We start from the raw sequence: 17,988 nt of genomic DNA on the forward strand, positions 1-17,988 counted from the left end.
GGGCCGAGCAGCGCGTCAGTCGAACCCGCCGCCGCCGGATGGCAACGGCATCTTGATCACACGGTCGTCGTTGGGACCCGGCTGGCCGGCCGTCTTGTTGACCGTGCTGACCCAGATCAGACCGTCCGGCCCGAGGGCGGCTCCACCGAGCTGGCCGTACCGGTCCTGGACGATGACGCCGGGAGCGGTGGTGACAGCTCCGGTGCTCGGGTCGGCGGCGAGCGCTGACATCGCCTTGGCCGTGCTCAGCGACACGGCAACGACGTCCTGCGCGGCCACGCACCCGCCCACGCCGGGGCGCTCCGGCCACGTCCACACCGGGGAGGACACGGCGCCGTCGGCGCTGACCCGTTGCAGGCGATCCTCGAGGGGTGTGCGGTCGGTAACCCACACCGCCACGCCGGGGTCGACGCACACCCCACCGGCGGTTCCGATGCCGGACAAGACGACCTGCGGCCGCGGCTGCGCAGGAGTCGGGGCGGGAGAGAGCGCCGTGACCTTCAGCAGCTTGCCGGCGAGAGAGGCTGGGTCGGACGCGGCGGCCGGATTTCCCGCATTTCCCGTGAGCACCATGAGTTCGTCTCCCGAGAATTCGAGTGAACCCGCATTGCCGACGTCCCCCCGCGGTATCCCGCCGAGTACTTCCTTTGCAGTATCGCCAGGCGCGACGCGTACCACCCGGTTGTCGGTGGGAGTCGACACGTAGGCGTAGATCAGGTTGTCCTCGACGAAGCTCGGTGACAGAGCGATGTCCAGGAGTCCGCCGTCGGAACTGCCGTCGACGTCGATGTGAGCTATTTCCCTGGGCTGGCGGCCCTGCGCTACTTCGAGGATGCGTCCGGTCCGCCGCTCAGCGACCAGAGCAGTGGCTGCGTCGGGAAGGACCACGAGGCCACCCGTCGTGTCGAGACAGGTGGCGATGACACTGGGGTCCGGATCCTGACACGGCCCGAGCGGCCCGCTGGGCGGCGGTGGTGTAGTCGTGGACGGCGGCGGGCTCTCGGGCTCTACCTCGGCGCCCGACGCTTCGGAAGGTTCGGGGCTGAACGGCGACGACGCCGAATCATCGAACTTTGCACATCCTGCTGCGAGCAGCGCGGTGACGCACAGCACGGACATCATCCATGTCGATCTGCCGGTCGCCCTGCGGCGCAGCCCACCCACCATCATGAGAGAAACGTTACGGAAGGGTGCGCCGACACCGCCACGCCGCATCCGCTTCCCGGCGATGTTCCCCCCGCCGACCTACCCTGGACGGTGTGACTGACATGCGGAAAGACCCCAACGAGTCGCCGGACCCCGGTGCCTCGGACCACGGCGCTTCACCGGACTACGGCAAGGTCTCGAGCCCGTACGACTCTCCGACCGAGCGTTTTCCGACGGCCACGCCGGTGTCCGGTTCCGGGGGGCGCGCTCTTCCGCACACCGACGACGAGCTGGATTTCGGTGACGCGCACGGCGCGGGTCTGCCGACCGAGCAGATCCCGGCCTACCGGGACTCGGGGTCGCGGGAGTCGGACCAGCCGACCGAGGTTCTCGGTCGGCCTTCCACCGGATCGGACGCAACGACGGGTACGTCCGCGGTCGGTGCGGCGGGTGACGGTGATGTGAAGATCGGTCGCGGCACCCTGGACCTCGGATTGCTTGCGCTGCGCCTCGCTGTGGGCGGAACCGCTCTGGTGCACGGACTGCAGAAGCTGACCGGGATATGGAACGGCCCAGGTCTCGACGGGTTCGAGGACATGTTGGCGAACGCGGGATTCCAGCAGGCGAAGCTTCTCGCAATTCTGGGCGCCGTCGGTGAGGTTGCCGGTGGTGCGCTGCTGATCCTCGGGCTGGTTACGCCACTGGCCGCTGCTTCGGTTCTCGCGGTGATGATCAATGCGTGGGCTTTCCGGCAGACGGCGGAACCGGGACTCGAGTACTTCGCGCCCGCGGGAACCGAGTACGAGACGTTGCTCGGCGTGTGCGCCGGGGTGATCATTCTCACCGGGCCCGGTCGTATCTCTCTCGATGGAAGGCGGGGGTGGGCGACCCGTCCGTTCATCGGTTCGTTCGTCGCTCTGATTCTCGGTGTCGCTGCCGGCGTCTGCACCTGGATCTTCCTGAACGGTGCCAACCCGCTCATCTGACTGCCCAGACGAATCCGCCGCACGTCCCGTTCAGAACGTGCGGCGGATTCGTTCATCCAGGTCAGTGCTGTGCGAACTCGGGGAGCTTCTCCTCTTCCGGCGGCTCCGCCTGTGCCGCGAGGCGCTGGCCCAGAACGGACTTGCGCCGACCGTACGCAAAGTAGATCACCACACCGAGTGCCATCCACGCGACGAACCGGATCCACGTCTCGACCGAGAGATTCAGCATCAACCATCCGCAGGCGGCGACGGCCAGGATCGGAACCAGCGGAACCAGCGGGACGCGGAAGCCGCGCGGCAGGTCGGGCCGCGTGCGGCGAAGAATGATCACACCGATACAGACCAGCACGAACGCAAACAGCGTTCCGATGTTCACCATTTCTTCGAGCGTTCCCATGGGGAAGAACGCGGCGAGCAGGGCGACGACGGCACCGACGATCAGGGTGATACGAACGGGGGTTCCCTTGTTGCCGGTCTTGGCCAGTCCCCGCGGCATCAGGCCGTCCCGAGACATCGCGAACAGCACTCGGGTCTGTCCGAGCATCATGACCATCACCACGGTGGTCAGACCTGCGAGTCCGCCGAAGTTGATGGCCGTCTGCGCCCAGGTGATGCCGTGAGCCTCGAAAGCGGTGGCGAGAGTGGCGCTGCTGTCGCCGACGAGCGGACTCCCGGTCTTCAGATCGGTGTATTTGACCATGCCGGTGAGGACAAGGGTCACGGCGACGTAGAGGACGGTGACGATGGCCAGTGAGCCCAGGATTCCGCGGGGAAGAGCCTTCTGCGGGTTCTTGGTTTCCTCCGCGGTGGTGGCGACGACGTCGAATCCGATGAAGGCGAAGAAGACGAGGCTGGCCGCGGCGAGCAGGCCGTACCAGCCGTAGCTGCTGCCGTCGGCACCGGTGAGGAAGGAGAACAGCGTCTGATGCACGCCGTGCGCGGTGCTCGACGCACCCTCTGCGGGCGGAATGTAGGGCGCGTAGTTCTCCTTCTTGATGTAGAAGACGCCCACGGCGATGACGAGGAGAACGACGGCGATCTTGATGGCCGTGATGACCGCGGACACGCGGGAGGAGACCTTGGTGCCGATGGCGAGCACGGCGGTGATGGCACCGATGATGATCAGCGCGCCCCAGTCGAAGTCGATCGGTCCCAGATGCGCTGTGGTGGCGCCACTGAAGCCGAGTGCGTTGCCGAGATACAGCGACCAGCCCTTACCCACCACGGCCGACGCGAGTGCGAACTCGAGAATGAGATCCCAGCCGATGATCCAGGCGACGAATTCGCCGAAGGTGGCGTACGAGAAGGTGTACGCGCTTCCGGCCACCGGTACGGTGGACGCGAACTCGGCATAACACAATGCGGCCAGGCCACATGCGATGGCGGCGAGTACGAAGGCAAGCGAGATGGACGGCCCTGCGACGTTGCCTGCCGTGCGGGCGGTGAGAGTGAAGATACCGGCACCGATCACGACAGCGACACCGAAGACGGTCAGATCCTTCGCGGTCAGTTCCCTCCGCAGCCGAGTGTCGGGCTCGTCGGTGTCCGCGATCGATTGCTCGACGGATTTCGTTCGCCATATGCCGACTCCTGGCATGTGTCGCTCCTAGGTTGTGTTCCCGATGGCCTCGTGGGCCGGAGGTGTTCCGGTGTTGCCGATTGTGATGTAGGTCTCAACTGCCAACTGAGGGAACCATTACTGAGCGACGTGTGCAAGAAGCTCGGCCTCAACTGATCATTTCGATCAAGAGAACCCTTTCTGGGGTGTTGCCGTCTGAGCGAGTTGATCACCGTGAGCGCGGTCACATCCGAGGCGGAATCCGAAAGTCACACCGACGGCGGAAGCCGGGTGCCGCGGCAGAAAACCTCCTGCTGCGGCACCCGGCTTCGTGTCTGCGCGGTGTGCCCGGTGTCGATGCGCGGTCAGGGGACCTGGCGGACCGCACCCTTGTCGGCGGACGTGGCGAGCGCGGCGTACGCGCGCAGGGCCGTCGTGACGGTGCGCTCGCGGTTCAGCGGCTGCCACGGACGCTCGGACGACTCCATCTTCGCCCGGCGATCGGCGAGCACCGCGTCGTCGACGAGGAGCTTCAGCGTGCGGGTCGCGATGTCGATGAGGATCTGGTCGCCGTCCTCGACCAGGCCGATCGCGCCGCCGCTGGCGGCCTCGGGGGAGATGTGGCCGATGGAAAGTCCCGAGGAACCGCCGGAGAATCGGCCGTCGGTGATCAGTGCGCACTTCTTCCCGAGACCGGAGCCCTTGAGAAAGGCGGTGGGGTGCAGCATTTCCTGCATGCCCGGGCCACCTGCGGGACCCTCGTAGCGCACGACGAGGACCTCACCGGGCTGGATCTTCTTGCCGAGGATCACCGACACCGCCTCTTCCTGCGACTCCACGACGCGCGCGGGTCCCTGGAAATGGAACAGGTCTTCGTCGATCCCGGCTGTCTTGATGACGGCGCCGTCGACGGCGATGTTGCCGCGCAGCACGGCCAGGCCGCCCTCGACCGTGTGTTTGTGCTCGAAGTCGCGGATGCACCCGTTGGCGGCGTCGGTGTCGAGTGAGGACCAGCGATTGTTCGTCGAGAACGGCTCGGTGGTGCGGACGCCGCCGGGTGCGGCGTGGAAGAGTTCGACGGCCTCGTCGGATGCCTTGCCGGAACGGATGTCCCACGTGTCGAGCCACTCGTCGAAGCTCTTGGTGTGCACGGTCGAGACGTCGCTCTCGAGCAGCCCTGCGCGACGCAGTTCGCCGAGGATCGCGGGGATTCCGCCGGCACGGTGCACGTCTTCCATGTGGTAGTCGGAGTTGGGCGACACCTTGGACAGGCAGGGCACCTTGCGGCTGATCTCGTCGATCTTGTCGAGATCGAAGTCATACACCTCGCCCTCCTGGGCGGCCGCGAGGGTGTGCAACACCGTGTTGGTGGAGCCGCCCATCGCGACATCGAGGGCCATCGCGTTGCGGAACGCGGCAGGCGTCGCGATGTTACGGGGCAGGACCGACTCGTCATCATCCTTGTAGTAGCGCAGGGCCGCCTCGACGACGGTGGTTCCCGCCCGGGTGAAGAGCGCGCGCCTGGCCTCGTGGGTGGCGAGCGTGGAACCGTTGCCGGGCAACGCCAGTCCGAGTGCCTCCGTGAGACAGTTCATCGAGTTTGCGGTGAACATGCCCGAGCAGGACCCACAGGTCGGGCAGGCGCTGCGCTCGACCTCGGCGAGTCCTTCGTCGTCGACCTCGTCGCTGGCACTCGCCGAGATGGCGGTGATGAGGTCAGTCGGCGCCTGGGCGACACCGTTCACGACGACCGCCTTGCCGGCTTCCATGGGCCCGCCCGAGACGAAGACTGTGGGAACATTCAGCCGCAGTGCGGCATTGAGCATGCCCGGGGTGATCTTGTCACAGTTCGAGATGCACACGAGCGCATCAGCGGTGTGGGCGTTGACCATGTACTCGACGGAGTCGGCGATGATCTCCCGGCTCGGAAGGGAATAGAGCATGCCGCCGTGCCCCATGGCGATTCCGTCGTCGACTGCGATCGTGTGGAACTCGCGAGGTACCCCACCGGCAGCCCAGACGGCGTCGGCGACGATGTCGCCCACGTTCTTGAGGTGGACGTGCCCGGGGACGAACTGGGTGTACGAGTTCGCAATTGCGACGATCGGCTTCCCGAAGTCGGAGTCGGTCATTCCGGTGGCACGCCACAGCGCGCGGGCGCCTGCGGCATTTCGTCCGGCAGTGGTGGTTCGGGACCTCAGCGGGGGCATGAGCGTATTCCTTAGTCAGCGTACGGAAGTACTGATCAACGCTACTCGCGCGTTATTCGTCGTCTGTGCTCGGCTGGTGCTTGTCCGGGTGTTCACCGTCGGAGGCAGGATCGGGCGCCTGCTCCGCGTCCGCGGCTGCTGCCGCGTAGGGATCGGTAATTCGTCCACCGCTCGCGGCGGCGAGCTGGGGAAGCCGATCGAAGGTGACGACGGGGAGGGCCACCTCGCCGCCGTCGGTCAGTGTGGCCCGCGCCCATCCGCGTTTCGGGAAGCGGAATCCGGTGATCTCCGACCAGGCGAGGGCCCGTCCGCCGACCAGTCTTCGCACGTGAAGTCCGTCGGGGGTGACGGTGGTTCGAACCCGGGCGACCCACGCCGCGGCGAGAATCGGGGCCAGGAGGAGCCAGCCGAAGGCGGCCGGCCACCCGAAAATGGGGAACGACACGGCGAAGAGCAGGAATGCGCACCCGATGTAGGCGAGTGGCGAAATTCGGATGACCTGCTTGGGGATGTCGGTCGTGTGGGATGATGACTCTGGTGGCACGGGCTGCTGCGGAGTTGACACCTCTACATCTTCGCACCGCAGCCGACGTATCTCATATTCTGGGACGGCCGACTCACCAAGTTGACTGTTCAGCATTAGCGCGCCTACCGTCGAGCGCGTGAAACAGAATGAGTTGCTCGTAATCGGCCGGCGCGTCGTCGCCTGAGTCGATTTCTTCAACTCGCCAGAAACGACGCGCCACCCTCGTACAGCATTCGCTGACGGGGGTTTTTTGTTGCCCGGAGCCAGAATCAGAGGATTTCCCAGTGAGCGCACCAACCGCACGGCCTCAACCCACGCCGCGCAAGTCGGGGGCTGCCAGCCCGACGACCGCGGCCGCCGCGACGCAGACCGGTAGCCGCCGCCAACTCGCCCCCGAGCGGGTCAGCGGCGCCCAGTCCGTGGTCCGAGCCCTCGAGGAGCTCGAGGTCGACACGGTATTCGGTATTCCGGGTGGTGCAGTTCTGCCTGTCTATGATCCCCTCTTCGACTCGAAGAAGGTCCGGCACGTCCTCGTTCGTCACGAGCAGGGCGCAGGCCACGCCGCGACCGGGTACGCCCAGGCGACCGGCAAGGTCGGGGTTTGCATGGCGACCTCCGGCCCGGGTGCCACCAACCTGGTTACGCCGCTGGCCGACGCGCAGATGGACTCCGTTCCGGTCGTCGCGATCACGGGCCAGGTGGGCCGCAGTCTGATCGGGACCGACGCGTTTCAGGAAGCTGACATCTCCGGCATCACCATGCCGATCACCAAGCACAACTTCCTCATCACAGACGGGGTGGACATCCCGCGGATCATCGCGGAGGCGTTCTACCTCGCGTCGAGTGGGCGTCCGGGTGCGGTGCTCGTCGACATCCCGAAGGACGTCCTGCAGGCGCAGACCACGTTCTCGTGGCCGCCGGAGATGCGGTTGCCGGGCTACCGTCCGGTCACCAAGCCGCACGGTAAGCAGGTCCGCGAGGCCGCCCGCCTGATCGCGGACGCGAAGCAGCCCGTGCTGTATGTCGGTGGCGGTGTGATCAAGTCGGAGTCCTCACCCGAGCTGCTCGAGCTCGCCGAGCTGACCGGTATCCCGGTCGTCACCACACTCATGGCGCGCGGTGCGTTCCCGGACAGCCATACGCTGAACTGCGGCATGCCCGGAATGCACGGCACGGTTGCGGCCGTGGCCGCCTTGCAGCGCAGTGATCTCCTGATCACCCTGGGCGCGCGGTTCGACGACCGCGTCACCGGCCAGCTCGATTCGTTCGCCCCCGACGCCAAGGTCATCCACGCCGACATCGACCCGGCGGAGATCGGCAAGAACCGGTACGCGGACGTCCCGATCGTCGGCGACTGCAAAGAGGTCATCGTCGAACTGATCGAGGCGATCAAGGCGGACCTGGCCACCGGAACCACGCTGGACCTCACCGAGTGGTGGGCGTACCTCGACGGAATCCGTCGCACGTATCCCCTCAGCTACGACCGTCCCTCCGACGGCGCGCTGTCCCCGGAGTACGTGATCCAGTCGGTCGGCAAGCTCGCCGGTCCCGACGCGATCTACTGCGCCGGCGTCGGACAGCACCAGATGTGGGCCGCACAGTTCGTCAACTACGAGAAGCCGCGCACCTGGCTGAACTCCGGCGGTCTCGGCACGATGGGCTATGCCGTGCCTGCCGCCATGGGCGCGAAGATGGGTATGCCTGACACCGAGGTGTGGGCGATCGACGGTGACGGCTGCTTCCAGATGACCAATCAGGAACTCGCCACCTGCGCGCTCGAGGGCATCCCGATCAAGGTTGCGCTCATCAACAACGGAAACCTCGGCATGGTGCGCCAGTGGCAGACGCTTTTCTACGACGAGCGCTACTCGAACACCAACCTCGGCACGCACGGCGCGATTCGCATCCCCGATTTCGTCAAGCTGGCGGAGGCATTGGGCTGCCACGGCATTCGTGTCGAGCGAGAAGAGGATGTCGAGGCGGCGATCCGCGAGGCGCAGTCCATCAACGACAAGCCTGTGGTGATCGACTTCATTGTCGGCGCCGACGCCCAGGTGTGGCCGATGGTAGCGGCGGGCACGAGCAACGACGAGATCATGGCGGCGCGGGGCATCCGTCCGCTGTTCGACGACGACGAGGCGGCCGCCGAGCCGGCCGTCATTCACGAGGCCATGGAGCGCGAGCAGCGTTCGGGCACGGCCGCAGCGGCCGGGGAGGAAGATCAGTGAGCACCAGCCACACCCTCAGTGTTCTCGTCGAGGACAAGCCGGGCGTGCTGGCCAGGGTGGCCGCGCTGTTCTCCCGTCGTGGGTTCAACATCGAGTCGCTCGCCGTCGGCGGCACCGAGATCCCCGAGATCTCGCGTATGACCATCGTCGTGACCGTCGATGAGTTCCCGCTGGAGCAGGTGACGAAGCAGCTCAACAAGCTGATCAACGTCATCAAGATCGTCGAGCAGGACGGTGACGCCTCTGTCGCCCGCGAGTTGCTGCTCATCAAGGTGCGCGCTGACGCCAGCGTGCGCACCCAGGTGATCGAAACGGTAAATCTGTTCCGCGCCAAGGTGATCGACGTCTCCCCGGAGTCGGTCACGATCGAGGCGACAGGAACGCGATCCAAACTGGATGCGCTGTTGCGGATGCTCGATCCGTACGGCATCCGGGAGATCGTGCAGTCCGGGGTCGTGGCCGTGGGACGGGGGCCGAAGTCCATCACGGCCACTCGCTAGTACTTTTAGATACGCAAATTCCAAGAAAGAGGTTGAACTGTGGCAGTCGAGATGTTCTACGACGACGATGCCGATCTGTCCATCATCCAGGGCCGTAAGGTCGCTGTGATCGGTTACGGAAGCCAGGGCCACGCGCACTCGCTGAGCCTGCGCGATTCGGGCGTCGATGTCCGAATCGGCCTGAAGGAGGGCTCGAAGTCCCGCGCGAAGGCCGAGGAGCAGGGCCTGACGGTCGGCACGCCGGCCGAGGTCTCCGGGTGGGCCGACGTGATCATGGTGCTCGCACCCGACACCGCGCAGGCGTCGATTTTCACGAATGACATCGAGCCCAACCTGAAGGACGGCGACGCGCTGTTCTTCGGACACGGACTCAACATCCACTTCGATCTGATCAAGGCCCCGGAGTTCGTCACCGTCGGCATGGTCGCCCCCAAGGGCCCCGGCCACCTGGTTCGTCGTCAGTTCGTCGACGGCAAGGGTGTTCCCGCGCTCATCGCGATCGACCAGGACCCCAAGGGTGAAGGTCAGGCGCTCGCGCTGTCCTACGCCAAGGGCATCGGCGGCACCCGCGCCGGCGTCATCAAGACCACGTTCAAGGAAGAGACCGAGACCGACCTCTTCGGCGAGCAGGCAGTGCTCTGCGGTGGTACCGAGGAACTGGTCAAGACCGGTTTCGAGGTCATGGTCGAGGCCGGCTACGCGCCCGAGATGGCGTACTTCGAGGTGCTGCACGAGCTCAAGCTCATCGTCGACCTCATGTACGAGGGTGGCATCGCCCGGATGAACTACTCGGTGTCCGACACCGCGGAGTTCGGCGGCTACCTTTCCGGCCCGCGCGTCATCGATGCCGGCACCAAGGAGCGCATGAAGGCGATCCTCGCCGACATCCAGTCGGGTGAGTTCACCCGACGCCTCGTCGCCAATGTCGAGAACGGCAACACCGAGCTCGAGGGCCTGCGCAAGGCGAACGCCGAGCACCCCATCGAGGTCACCGGCAAGAAGCTGCGCGACCTGATGAGCTGGGTCGACCGGCCGATCACCGAAACCGCCTAGGTTTCACCGCTTTACCGTTCCGCGAACATCGCCGGCCCAATGTCACCTCGGTCTCGTCAGAGCACCCGGATGTGACATTGGGCCGGCGATGTGTCGGTCCGTTTCCACTGTCGCGGGCGTCCACTATGTGGTATCGCCTACCGGGATGCGGATTCCCGGTGAGGGCGGACTAAGCTGTGTGTGGTTAAAACACCTCCACACCCACCTAATCAGGGAGTTTGCACGTGAGCCAGCCAGGCCGTCCTGTTGTTCTGATCGCCGACAAGCTCGCGCCGTCCACCGTCGAGGCATTGGGCGACGGTGTGGAGGTGCGTTGGGTCGACGGACCTGATCGCCCGGCCCTGCTCGCGGCTGTGCCCGAGGCCGACGCGATCCTCGTCCGCTCTGCCACCACCGTCGACGCCGAGGTTCTCGCCGCAGGCACCAAGCTGAAGATCGTCGCCCGCGCCGGCGTCGGCCTCGACAATGTCGACGTGCCGGCTGCGACGGAGCGCGGTGTCATGGTCGTCAACGCCCCGACGTCGAACATTCACACTGCGGCCGAGCACGCCGTCGCGCTGATGCTCGCCACCGCCCGCCAGATCCCCGCAGCCGACGCCACCTTGCGCGACCGCGAGTGGAAGCGCAGTAAGTTCAACGGTGTCGAGATCTTCGGCAAGACCGTCGGCGTCGTAGGTCTCGGCCGCATCGGTCAGCTGTTCGCGCAGCGTCTCGCGGCATTCGAGACCCATGTCATCGCCTACGACCCCTACGTATCGGCCGCCCGTGCCGCCCAGCTGGGCATCGAGCTCGTCTCGCTCGACGAGTTGCTGGGGCGGGCCGACCTGATCTCCGTCCATCTCCCGAAGACTCCTGAGACCAAGGGTCTGCTCGGTACGGAGAACCTGGCCAAGACCAAGAAGGGTGTCGTCATCGTCAACGCCGCCCGCGGTGGTCTGATCGACGAAGCTGCCCTGGCCGAGGCCATCAAGTCGGGTCACGTGCGTGCCGCGGGCCTCGACGTGTTCGAAACCGAGCCCTGCACGGACAGCCCGTTGTTCGACCTCCCCGAGGTCGTCGTGACGCCGCACCTCGGCGCGTCCACGAGTGAGGCCCAGGACCGCGCGGGCACAGACGTTGCGAAGTCTGTACTTCTCGCTCTCGCAGGCGATTTCGTTCCCGACGCCGTCAACGTGTCCGGGGGCGCCGTGGGTGAGGAAGTTGCCCCGTGGCTCGAAATCGTGCGCAAGCAGGGTGTGCTCCTCGGAGCACTGTCGGGCGAGGTGCCCGTCAACCTCTCGGTCGATGTGCGCGGTGAGCTCGCGTCGGAGAATGTCGACGTGCTCGCCCTCTCGGCTCTGCGCGGGGTGTTCTCGGCGGTGATCGAGGACGCCGTGACGTTCGTCAACGCGCCTGCCCTCGCGGAAGAGCGCGGCGTGACGGCCGAGGTCACGAAGGCAGCCGAAAGCCCCAACCACCGTAGCGTCGTGGACCTCCGCGGCGTTTTCGGCGACGGCAGCGTCATCAACGTGTCGGGTACGCTGACCGGCCCGCAGCAGGTCGAGAAGATCGTCAACATCAACGGACGCAACTTCGAACTGCGCGCCGAAGGCCTCAACCTGGTGATCAACTACACCGATCAGCCGGGCGCGCTGGGTAAGATCGGCACCCAGCTGGGCAATGCCGGCATCGACATCCAGGCCGCGCAGCTCAGCCAGGACGCCGAGGGCGAGGGTGCGACCATCCTCCTCCGTGTCGACCGCGAGGTCCCTGCCGACGTGCGCGATGCGATCTCCACCGCGGTGGGCGCCACCAAGATCGAACTCGTCGACCTGGCCTGAAATCCTTTGTGCGCGTGTTCCGGCACCTCGTGCCGGAACACGCGCACAGCTCTCTGATGAAGTGAGGCGTTCATGAAGCTTGCGGTCATTCCCGGTGACGGAATCGGTGTCGAGGTCACTGCCGAGGCGCTGAAGGTGCTGCGGAAGCTCGTACCCGACCTGGAGACCACCGAGTACGACCTCGGCGCCCGTCGATACAACGCCACCGGTGAACTGCTGCCGGACGCTGATCTGGCGGCGATCCGCACCCATGACGCGATTCTGCTGGGTGCCATCGGTGATCCGTCGGTGACACCGGGAATCCTCGAGCGAGGACTCCTGCTCACCATGCGGTTCGCGCTCGACCACCATGTGAATCTTCGCCCCTCCCAGCTGTATCCGGGAACGAAGTCGCCGCTCGCGGCGCAACCGGACATCGATTTCGTAGTGGTACGCGAAGGGACCGAAGGCCCGTACACGGGCAACGGCGGCGCGATCCGCGTCGGCACTCCTCACGAGATCGCCACCGAGGTGTCGATCAATACTTGGTTCGGGGCGGAGCGGGTGGTGCGCTACGCCTTCGCGCTCGCGCAGACTCGGAGTAAGCACCTCACCCTGATCCACAAGACGAACGTCCTCTCCAACGCCGGTGCGATCTGGACGCGTGCTGTGGAGACGGTGTCGGCCGAGTACCCGGACGTGGAGACGGCCTACTGCCACATCGACGCGGCCACCATCTACATGGTGACCGATCCGTCGCGGTTCGATGTCATCGTCACGGACAACCTGTTCGGCGACATCATCACCGATCTGGCGGGTGCGGTGACCGGTGGTATCGGCCTGGCGGCGTCGGGCAACATCGATGCGTCCGGCACCAATCCCTCGATGTTCGAACCGGTTCACGGTAGTGCCCCGGACATCGCCGGCCGTGGCATCGCGGATCCCACGGCGGCCATTCTCTCGGCGGCCTTGCTGCTGCGCCATGTCGGGCGTGACGAGGATGCGGCCCGTATCGAGGCTGCCGTCGAAGCCGATCTGGCGTCGCGGGGTGATGCTGCGGTGGTGACCGAAGAGGTAGGCGACCGGATTGTCGCCGCTCTCTAGGGGCGCGGTGCGGCTCTAGTCTTTTCCGGTCCCCGTGGCCGGGTCCCCGGACCCGGCCACGGGGATCATCGGTATGGAGACCATCGGAAGGGCCGCCGCGATGGCGAAAGTCAGCGGGAAGCCGAGGATTCCGATCAGCGCGCCGAAGGCGGGCGGGACTATCGACGCAGCGACGAATTGCCCGGTGTTCTGGACTCCGAGTGCGCGTCCGCCCCAGAACGGACCGGCGATCTCGGCGACGGCGGTGAATGCGAGGCCGTTGGGTGCGACCGTGGCAATGGATGCGGCGAGGAGCGCCGGTATCGCCAGGAAGGATGGGGCCGAATCCGACACGGCGAGCGCCGCCATCGACAGTCCGCCGAATGCGGCGACCCAGCGAAGCGGGCGCAATCGACTACCCACGGCGTCCGACCAGAACCCGACTGCCATCCGTCCGAACGCGCCGAGAACCTGTGCGATAGTCACGAGTATGCCTGCAGTCGTTGCCTCCCAGTGCCTCTCGGAGATGAGCCAGACGAGGGCGAAGGTCCATACCGTGTATTGCGGGACGACGAGCAGAACGGATACGGCGTGAATGCGCCACAGAGTGCTGTTGTTCCGATAGGGATTTGCCAGCATCTCGAGTCCTGCGGCCGAGGTGCGACTCGGTCGTGGCGGGTCGACGACTCCGACGGCGCAGGCGAGCGCGGCGGCCGCACAAAGTGCGCCCGGTAGGGCCAGAGCCCAGCCGATTCCGTGTGCGTGCGCGAGGGAGGGCATGGTCAGCGCTGCGCAGGCGATCCCGAGGGGGAGGGACATCTGCCTGATCCCCATGGCGAGTCCCCGGCGTTCGGGCGGGAACCAGCCGACCACGACGCGTCCACTCGCAGCGTTCGCGGAGGCCGCAGCCATACCGCCGAGTACGAGAAACACACCGGTGGCGGTGAGTGATCCGGATGTTGCGGCGCCCAGCCCGGCTACCGCAGTCGCGGCCATTCCGATGGCCAGTACGGTGCGTTCGCCGTACCGGTCGGCCAGCGCACCCCACGCGATCAGGGTCAGCATCACGCCGACGGTAGGCGCAGCGACGAGTAGTCCGGTGCGGGCGAGACTCAGGCCGTGATTGGCCTGTAATTCCGGGATGAGAAAGGCGACGCCGTTGACGAAGACCGCCTGTGCCGCTTGCGCAAACATGCCGAGTGCGAGCATCCACCACTTGCGGGCCGATCCGACGGCGGTGTTTCGGTCGTTCGTTACAATCAAAGCAATCTCAGTATCTAGGATGATGGTCCCATATATTGGCGAACTATCGGAGTCTATACCGTGCCGGGCGCGATTGCCGGGGGCGTCCCGGATACCGGGCGGATAGACTCTCCGGCATGCGTCTTGGTCGAGTGGCAAGTCCCGATGGTGTTGCGTTCGTGAGTATCGAAGGGGAGGACGCCTCGCTGAGGGCGCGGGAGATCGCCGAGCATCCCTTCGGCACCCCGACTTTCACCGGTCGCAGTTGGCCACTGGATGATGTCCGACTGCTCGCCCCCATCCTCGCCAGCAAAGTGATCTGTGTCGGCAAGAACTACGCCGCCCACGCCGCGGAGATGGGTGGGGAGGCGCCCGCGGACCCGGTGATCTTCCTCAAGCCCAATACCTCCATCGTGGGCCCGGACGCGGCGATCGTCCTCCCGAAATCCTCGAACGAGGTTCATTACGAGGGCGAGTTGGCCGTGGTCATCGGCCGGCCGTGCAAGGACGTCCCGGCGGCCAAGGCCCTCGACGTCGTGCTCGGCTATACGGCCGCCAACGACGTGTCGGCGCGTGATCATCAGCGCCAGGACGTGCAATGGACGCGAGCGAAGGGGCACGACACCTTTTGTCCCCTCGGGCCCTGGATCGAAACGCAGCTGGATGCGTCGGACGTCGACATCAAGACCGAGGTGGACGGGGAAGTGAAGCAGAGCAGTAATACTTCGCTTCTGCTCCATGACATTCCGAAGATCATCGAGTGGGTGTCGGCCGTCATGACTCTCCTCCCGGGAGATGTGATTCTCACGGGTACGCCGGAAGGCGTCGGGCCGATCGTCGAGGGCCAGCGCGTCAGTGTGACCATCGGTGGTATCGGGACTCTCACGAATCCGGTGACTGCCAAGCGCTGACGGCTCTCGTGTCGCACCCGGGAGCGGACTAGCCTGTAGAGGTCCGTTTCCCAGCGTCGACCCAAGTGAGCCATGACCACAAGCGAAGTTCGCGTCCGTTTCTGCCCGTCGCCCACCGGAACCCCGCATGTGGGGCTCGTCCGCACCGCCCTGTTCAACTGGGCGTTCGCCCGCCACAACGGCGGGTCTTTCGTGTTCCGCATCGAAGACACCGATGCTGCCCGTGACAGTGAGGAGTCGTACCAGGCGATCCTGGATGCGCTGCGCTGGCTCGGATTGAGTTGGGACGAGGGCCCGGAGGTGGGTGGGCCGTACGAGCCGTACCGGCAGTCTCAGCGACGCGAACTTCACCTGGAGGTGGTCGAAAAGCTGCTGGCGGCGGGTGAGGCGTACGAGTCGTTCTCGACGCCGGAAGAGGTCGAGGAGCGGCACAAGGCCGCCGGTCGCGATCCCAAGCTGGGATACGACAACTTCGATCGCGATCTCACCCCGGAGCAGCGCCAGGCCTACCTCGACGAGGGACGCAAGCCCGTCGTTCGACTGAGGATGCCCGATCACGACCTCGGCTGGGTCGACCTCGTCCGTGGTGAGACCACGTTCAAGGCCGGTACGGTGCCCGACTTCGCGCTCACCCGCGGAAACGGCATTCCCCTGTACACCCTTGTCAATCCGGTCGACGACGCCCTGATGAAGATCACCCACGTACTGCGTGGCGAAGATCTCCTCTCCTCGACACCCCGGCAGCTCGCGCTCTACGAGGCCATGCAGCGCATCGGTGTGGCCGATTTCACGCCGCAATTCGGCCACCTTCCGTTTGTCATGGGGCAGGGCAACAAGAAGCTGTCCAAGCGGGATCCCGAATCGAATCTCTTCATTCACCGCGACCGCGGTTTCGTACCCGAGGGTCTGCTGAACTACCTCGCCCTCCTCGGCTGGGGCATTTCCGACGATCACGACGTGTTCTCGCTGGACGAGATGGTGGCAGCCTTCGACATCTCGAAGGTCAATTCCAATCCCGCCCGGTTCGACCAGAAGAAGGCCGACGCCATCAACGCGGAGCACATCCGGCTGCTCGAGCCCGCCGACTTCGTGGCTCGGTTGCGCGCCTTCCTCACGGTGCACGGACATCTGGGGGAGACGGTCGACGAGGCCGTTTTCGCGACGGCAGCAGAACTGGTCCAGACGCGGATCGTGGTGCTGTCCGACGCCTGGGGGCTGCTGAAGTTTCTGTTCGTGGACGAAGCCGATTTCGCCATCGATCCCGCCGCTGCGGCAAAGAACCTGGGTACCGATGCCGCGCCCGTCCTCGACGCCGCCATTGCCTCGCTGGAAGCGGTCGCGGTGTGGGATGCGCCTTCTCTCGAGGAGACGCTGAAGGCCTCGCTTGTCGACGGACTGGGACTGAAGCCGCGTAAGGCGTTCGCCCCCGTCCGTGTCGGGATCACGGGCTCGCACATCAGCCCGCCGCTGTACGAGTCGATGGAACTGCTCGGGCGTGAGGTGTCGCTGTCCCGGTTGCGTTCCGCTCGCGCGAGTATCGACGACTGAGAGTCGCCGAAGGGCCGAAGGAGGAGAAAAAGTGTCGTTGACCAGGCGATTTGGTATATCCCGCCACTAGGCTGGTAATCTCTTCTTCGGCCCGAGCGGGCCGCGGAGCCCCCTGGCTCGGCGGTCGCGAACAGGCCATTGGGGTATGGTGTAATTGGCAACACAGCGGTTTCTGGTACCGCCATTCTAGGTTCGAGTCCTGGTACCCCAGCGGAAGTTCGGCCGATTTTGTTACCGAACTTCAGCAAGTTATGCTTGCTGAGCTTCCAGAGCAAGACCAAGTTCTTGGCCCCGTCGTCTAGCGGCCTAGGACGCCGCCCTCTCAAGGCGGTAGCGCGGGTTCGAATCCCGTCGGGGCTACAAAAGAAACACCCTCCAATTCATTGGAGGGTGTTTCTCTTTCTGTCCGGGTGCTCGCTTATCCGCTCTTGCGGCGGAATTCGCGTTTGTGATCGGCCGGGCCGTGGACGTTGTGCACTTTGGAATTGCCGTCCTTGTGCTCGGTGGACATTCCGGCCTGATGATTCTTCCGCTCGAGTGCCTCACGGAATTTCTTTCGGATTTCTTCGTTACTGGCTTCGGCCACGGCGAACTCCCTCGGTAGATGGTTCACTCTGAGAAGTTACGCCGGGGGAGTGCGGAACGCCCGCTATTTTCCGCGAGCACATCAGCTTCGGCGGGCGGCCTGGTCGAGATAGGCAGCGGTGGTCCCGGCGACCGGCATGGCCGGCAGGCCCAGTTTTGCGTGGTCCCAGCTTCGGATGCGATCGGGAACAACGCGAACGGCGATCCGCTTGTGCATCATCTTCTCGACCGCAGGACGGAGTTCGTCGGAGTACGGGCCCGTATACCGCTCCCATACGCTGACTCCGACGGCGAACAGGGCGTCCGGCTCTTCGACGATGTCGGCCCGTCCGTTGATCGACACACCCCGAAGCGTGTCGTAGGTGTCGCCGTCCTCGATAAGGATCGTCACCCGGTCGTCGCGGCGCAGATTGACGGCCTTCTGCGACTTCGCCTTGGTCTCGAACCAGATTTCGCCGTCGATCACGGCATACCACATGGCCACGAGGTGCGGTCTGCCGTCGGCACCGAGGGTTGCGAGAGTCGCAACCCTACTGCGGTCGACGAACTCGGCAATTTCGGAATCCGTCATCGTGATGTGTGCTCGCTGATTGGTGCCCATCAAGTCTCTCCT

At 65.4% G+C, this 17,988-nt stretch carries 15 protein-coding genes and 2 tRNA genes; 10 read left to right on the top strand and 7 right to left on the bottom strand.

Annotation, left to right across the window (positions count from 1 at the left end):
- Positions 1–15 precede the first annotated feature (15 nt).
- The gene (locus tag NOF53_RS08730) at positions 16–1,170 is read right to left on the bottom strand and encodes a PQQ-dependent sugar dehydrogenase (protein ID WP_255967362.1); all 1,155 of its coding nucleotides are present in this window, start codon (positions 1,168–1,170) and stop codon (positions 16–18) included.
- A 98-nt stretch (positions 1,171–1,268) separates the two neighbouring features.
- Between NOF53_RS08730 and NOF53_RS08735 the strand changes: the two genes are divergently transcribed.
- Positions 1,269–2,132, top strand: a complete 864-nt coding sequence (locus NOF53_RS08735) for a DoxX family protein (RefSeq protein ID WP_255967705.1) — start codon at positions 1,269–1,271, stop codon at positions 2,130–2,132.
- A 61-nt stretch (positions 2,133–2,193) separates the two neighbouring features.
- Here NOF53_RS08735 and NOF53_RS08740 read toward each other — a convergent pair whose 3' ends face one another.
- From NOF53_RS08740 to NOF53_RS08750, 3 genes are all read right to left on the bottom strand, one after another.
- Complete coding sequence (locus tag NOF53_RS08740) at positions 2,194–3,729, bottom strand: amino acid permease (protein WP_255967363.1); 1,536 nt, start codon at positions 3,727–3,729, stop codon at positions 2,194–2,196.
- 326 nt (positions 3,730–4,055) lie between these two features.
- Complete coding sequence (ilvD, locus tag NOF53_RS08745; protein WP_255967364.1) at positions 4,056–5,900, bottom strand: dihydroxy-acid dehydratase; 1,845 nt, start codon at positions 5,898–5,900, stop codon at positions 4,056–4,058.
- Positions 5,901–5,952: 52 nt separating this feature from the next.
- Positions 5,953–6,444 (bottom strand): PH domain-containing protein, encoded by a 492-nt coding sequence (locus NOF53_RS08750; RefSeq protein ID WP_255967707.1) that lies wholly within the window; start codon positions 6,442–6,444, stop codon positions 5,953–5,955.
- A 266-nt stretch (positions 6,445–6,710) separates the two neighbouring features.
- Between NOF53_RS08750 and NOF53_RS08755 the strand changes: the two genes are divergently transcribed.
- The 5 genes from NOF53_RS08755 to NOF53_RS08775 all read left to right on the top strand — a co-directional run bounded on the left by NOF53_RS08755 (position 6,711) and on the right by NOF53_RS08775 (position 13,110).
- A complete protein-coding gene (locus NOF53_RS08755) occupies positions 6,711–8,654 on the top strand; it encodes an acetolactate synthase large subunit (RefSeq protein ID WP_255967366.1) in 1,944 nt (647 codons plus the stop codon).
- Positions 8,651–9,154 carry an acetolactate synthase small subunit gene (gene ilvN, locus NOF53_RS08760; protein ID WP_109331036.1) on the top strand — a complete coding sequence of 168 codons (504 nt, stop codon included), beginning with the start codon at positions 8,651–8,653 and terminating at the stop codon, positions 9,152–9,154. The genes NOF53_RS08755 and ilvN overlap by 4 nt, the downstream gene beginning before the upstream one ends.
- Positions 9,155–9,193: 39 nt before the next feature.
- Positions 9,194–10,207, top strand: a complete 1,014-nt coding sequence (ilvC, locus tag NOF53_RS08765) for a ketol-acid reductoisomerase (protein WP_509908952.1) — start codon at positions 9,194–9,196, stop codon at positions 10,205–10,207.
- Positions 10,208–10,431: 224 nt separating this feature from the next.
- Complete coding sequence (gene serA / locus NOF53_RS08770; RefSeq protein WP_255967369.1) at positions 10,432–12,027, top strand: phosphoglycerate dehydrogenase; 1,596 nt, start codon at positions 10,432–10,434, stop codon at positions 12,025–12,027.
- Between the two features lie 72 nt (positions 12,028–12,099).
- Positions 12,100–13,110 (top strand): 3-isopropylmalate dehydrogenase, encoded by a 1,011-nt coding sequence (locus NOF53_RS08775; RefSeq protein WP_255967371.1) that lies wholly within the window; start codon positions 12,100–12,102, stop codon positions 13,108–13,110.
- A 15-nt stretch (positions 13,111–13,125) separates the two neighbouring features.
- On the opposite strand, the gene NOF53_RS08780 is transcribed toward NOF53_RS08775, so the two are convergent.
- Complete coding sequence (locus NOF53_RS08780) at positions 13,126–14,298, bottom strand: MFS transporter (protein WP_255967711.1); 1,173 nt, start codon at positions 14,296–14,298, stop codon at positions 13,126–13,128.
- Positions 14,299–14,468: 170 nt separating this feature from the next.
- On the opposite strand from NOF53_RS08780, the gene NOF53_RS08785 reads away from it, so the two are divergent.
- The 4 genes from NOF53_RS08785 (at position 14,469) to NOF53_RS08800 (ending at position 17,150) form a co-directional block, all read left to right on the top strand.
- Positions 14,469–15,242 (top strand): fumarylacetoacetate hydrolase family protein, encoded by a 774-nt coding sequence (locus tag NOF53_RS08785; RefSeq protein WP_255967373.1) that lies wholly within the window; start codon positions 14,469–14,471, stop codon positions 15,240–15,242.
- Between the two features lie 72 nt (positions 15,243–15,314).
- On the top strand, positions 15,315–16,790 hold the full coding sequence (gltX, locus tag NOF53_RS08790) for a glutamate--tRNA ligase (RefSeq protein ID WP_255967375.1): 1,476 nt from the start codon (positions 15,315–15,317) through the stop codon (positions 16,788–16,790).
- Between the two features lie 139 nt (positions 16,791–16,929).
- Positions 16,930–17,001, top strand: a tRNA-Gln gene (locus NOF53_RS08795).
- A gap of 76 nt (positions 17,002–17,077) precedes the next feature.
- A tRNA-Glu gene (locus NOF53_RS08800) sits at positions 17,078–17,150 on the top strand.
- A gap of 58 nt (positions 17,151–17,208) precedes the next feature.
- Here NOF53_RS08800 and NOF53_RS08805 read toward each other — a convergent pair.
- Together NOF53_RS08805 and NOF53_RS08810 are read right to left on the bottom strand one after the other, a co-directional pair.
- On the bottom strand, positions 17,209–17,376 hold the full coding sequence (locus tag NOF53_RS08805) for a DUF5302 domain-containing protein (RefSeq protein WP_255967377.1): 168 nt from the start codon (positions 17,374–17,376) through the stop codon (positions 17,209–17,211).
- Between the two features lie 81 nt (positions 17,377–17,457).
- Positions 17,458–17,976, bottom strand: a complete 519-nt coding sequence (locus NOF53_RS08810) for a pyridoxamine 5'-phosphate oxidase family protein (protein ID WP_255967379.1) — start codon at positions 17,974–17,976, stop codon at positions 17,458–17,460.
- Between the last annotated feature and the right edge of the window lie 12 nt (positions 17,977–17,988).

This window comes from Rhodococcus tibetensis (assembly GCF_024438035.1).
In the GTDB taxonomy this organism is placed as follows: domain Bacteria; phylum Actinomycetota; class Actinomycetes; order Mycobacteriales; family Mycobacteriaceae; genus Rhodococcus_F; species Rhodococcus_F tibetensis.

Coding starts and splice junctions, on each gene's coding strand:
- NOF53_RS08730 (WP_255967362.1), bottom strand. CDS start 1,170: ATGATGGTGGGTGGGCTGCGCCGCAGGGCGACCGGCAGATCGACATGG.
- NOF53_RS08735 (WP_255967705.1), top strand. CDS start 1,269: ATGCGGAAAGACCCCAACGAGTCGCCGGACCCCGGTGCCTCGGACCAC.
- NOF53_RS08740 (WP_255967363.1), bottom strand. CDS start 3,729: ATGCCAGGAGTCGGCATATGGCGAACGAAATCCGTCGAGCAATCGATC.
- ilvD (WP_255967364.1), bottom strand. CDS start 5,900: ATGCCCCCGCTGAGGTCCCGAACCACCACTGCCGGACGAAATGCCGCA.
- NOF53_RS08775 (WP_255967371.1), top strand. CDS start 12,100: ATGAAGCTTGCGGTCATTCCCGGTGACGGAATCGGTGTCGAGGTCACT.
- NOF53_RS08780 (WP_255967711.1), bottom strand. CDS start 14,298: ATGCTCGCACTCGGCATGTTTGCGCAAGCGGCACAGGCGGTCTTCGTC.
- NOF53_RS08785 (WP_255967373.1), top strand. CDS start 14,469: ATGCGTCTTGGTCGAGTGGCAAGTCCCGATGGTGTTGCGTTCGTGAGT.
- gltX (WP_255967375.1), top strand. CDS start 15,315: ATGACCACAAGCGAAGTTCGCGTCCGTTTCTGCCCGTCGCCCACCGGA.
- NOF53_RS08810 (WP_255967379.1), bottom strand. CDS start 17,976: ATGGGCACCAATCAGCGAGCACACATCACGATGACGGATTCCGAAATT.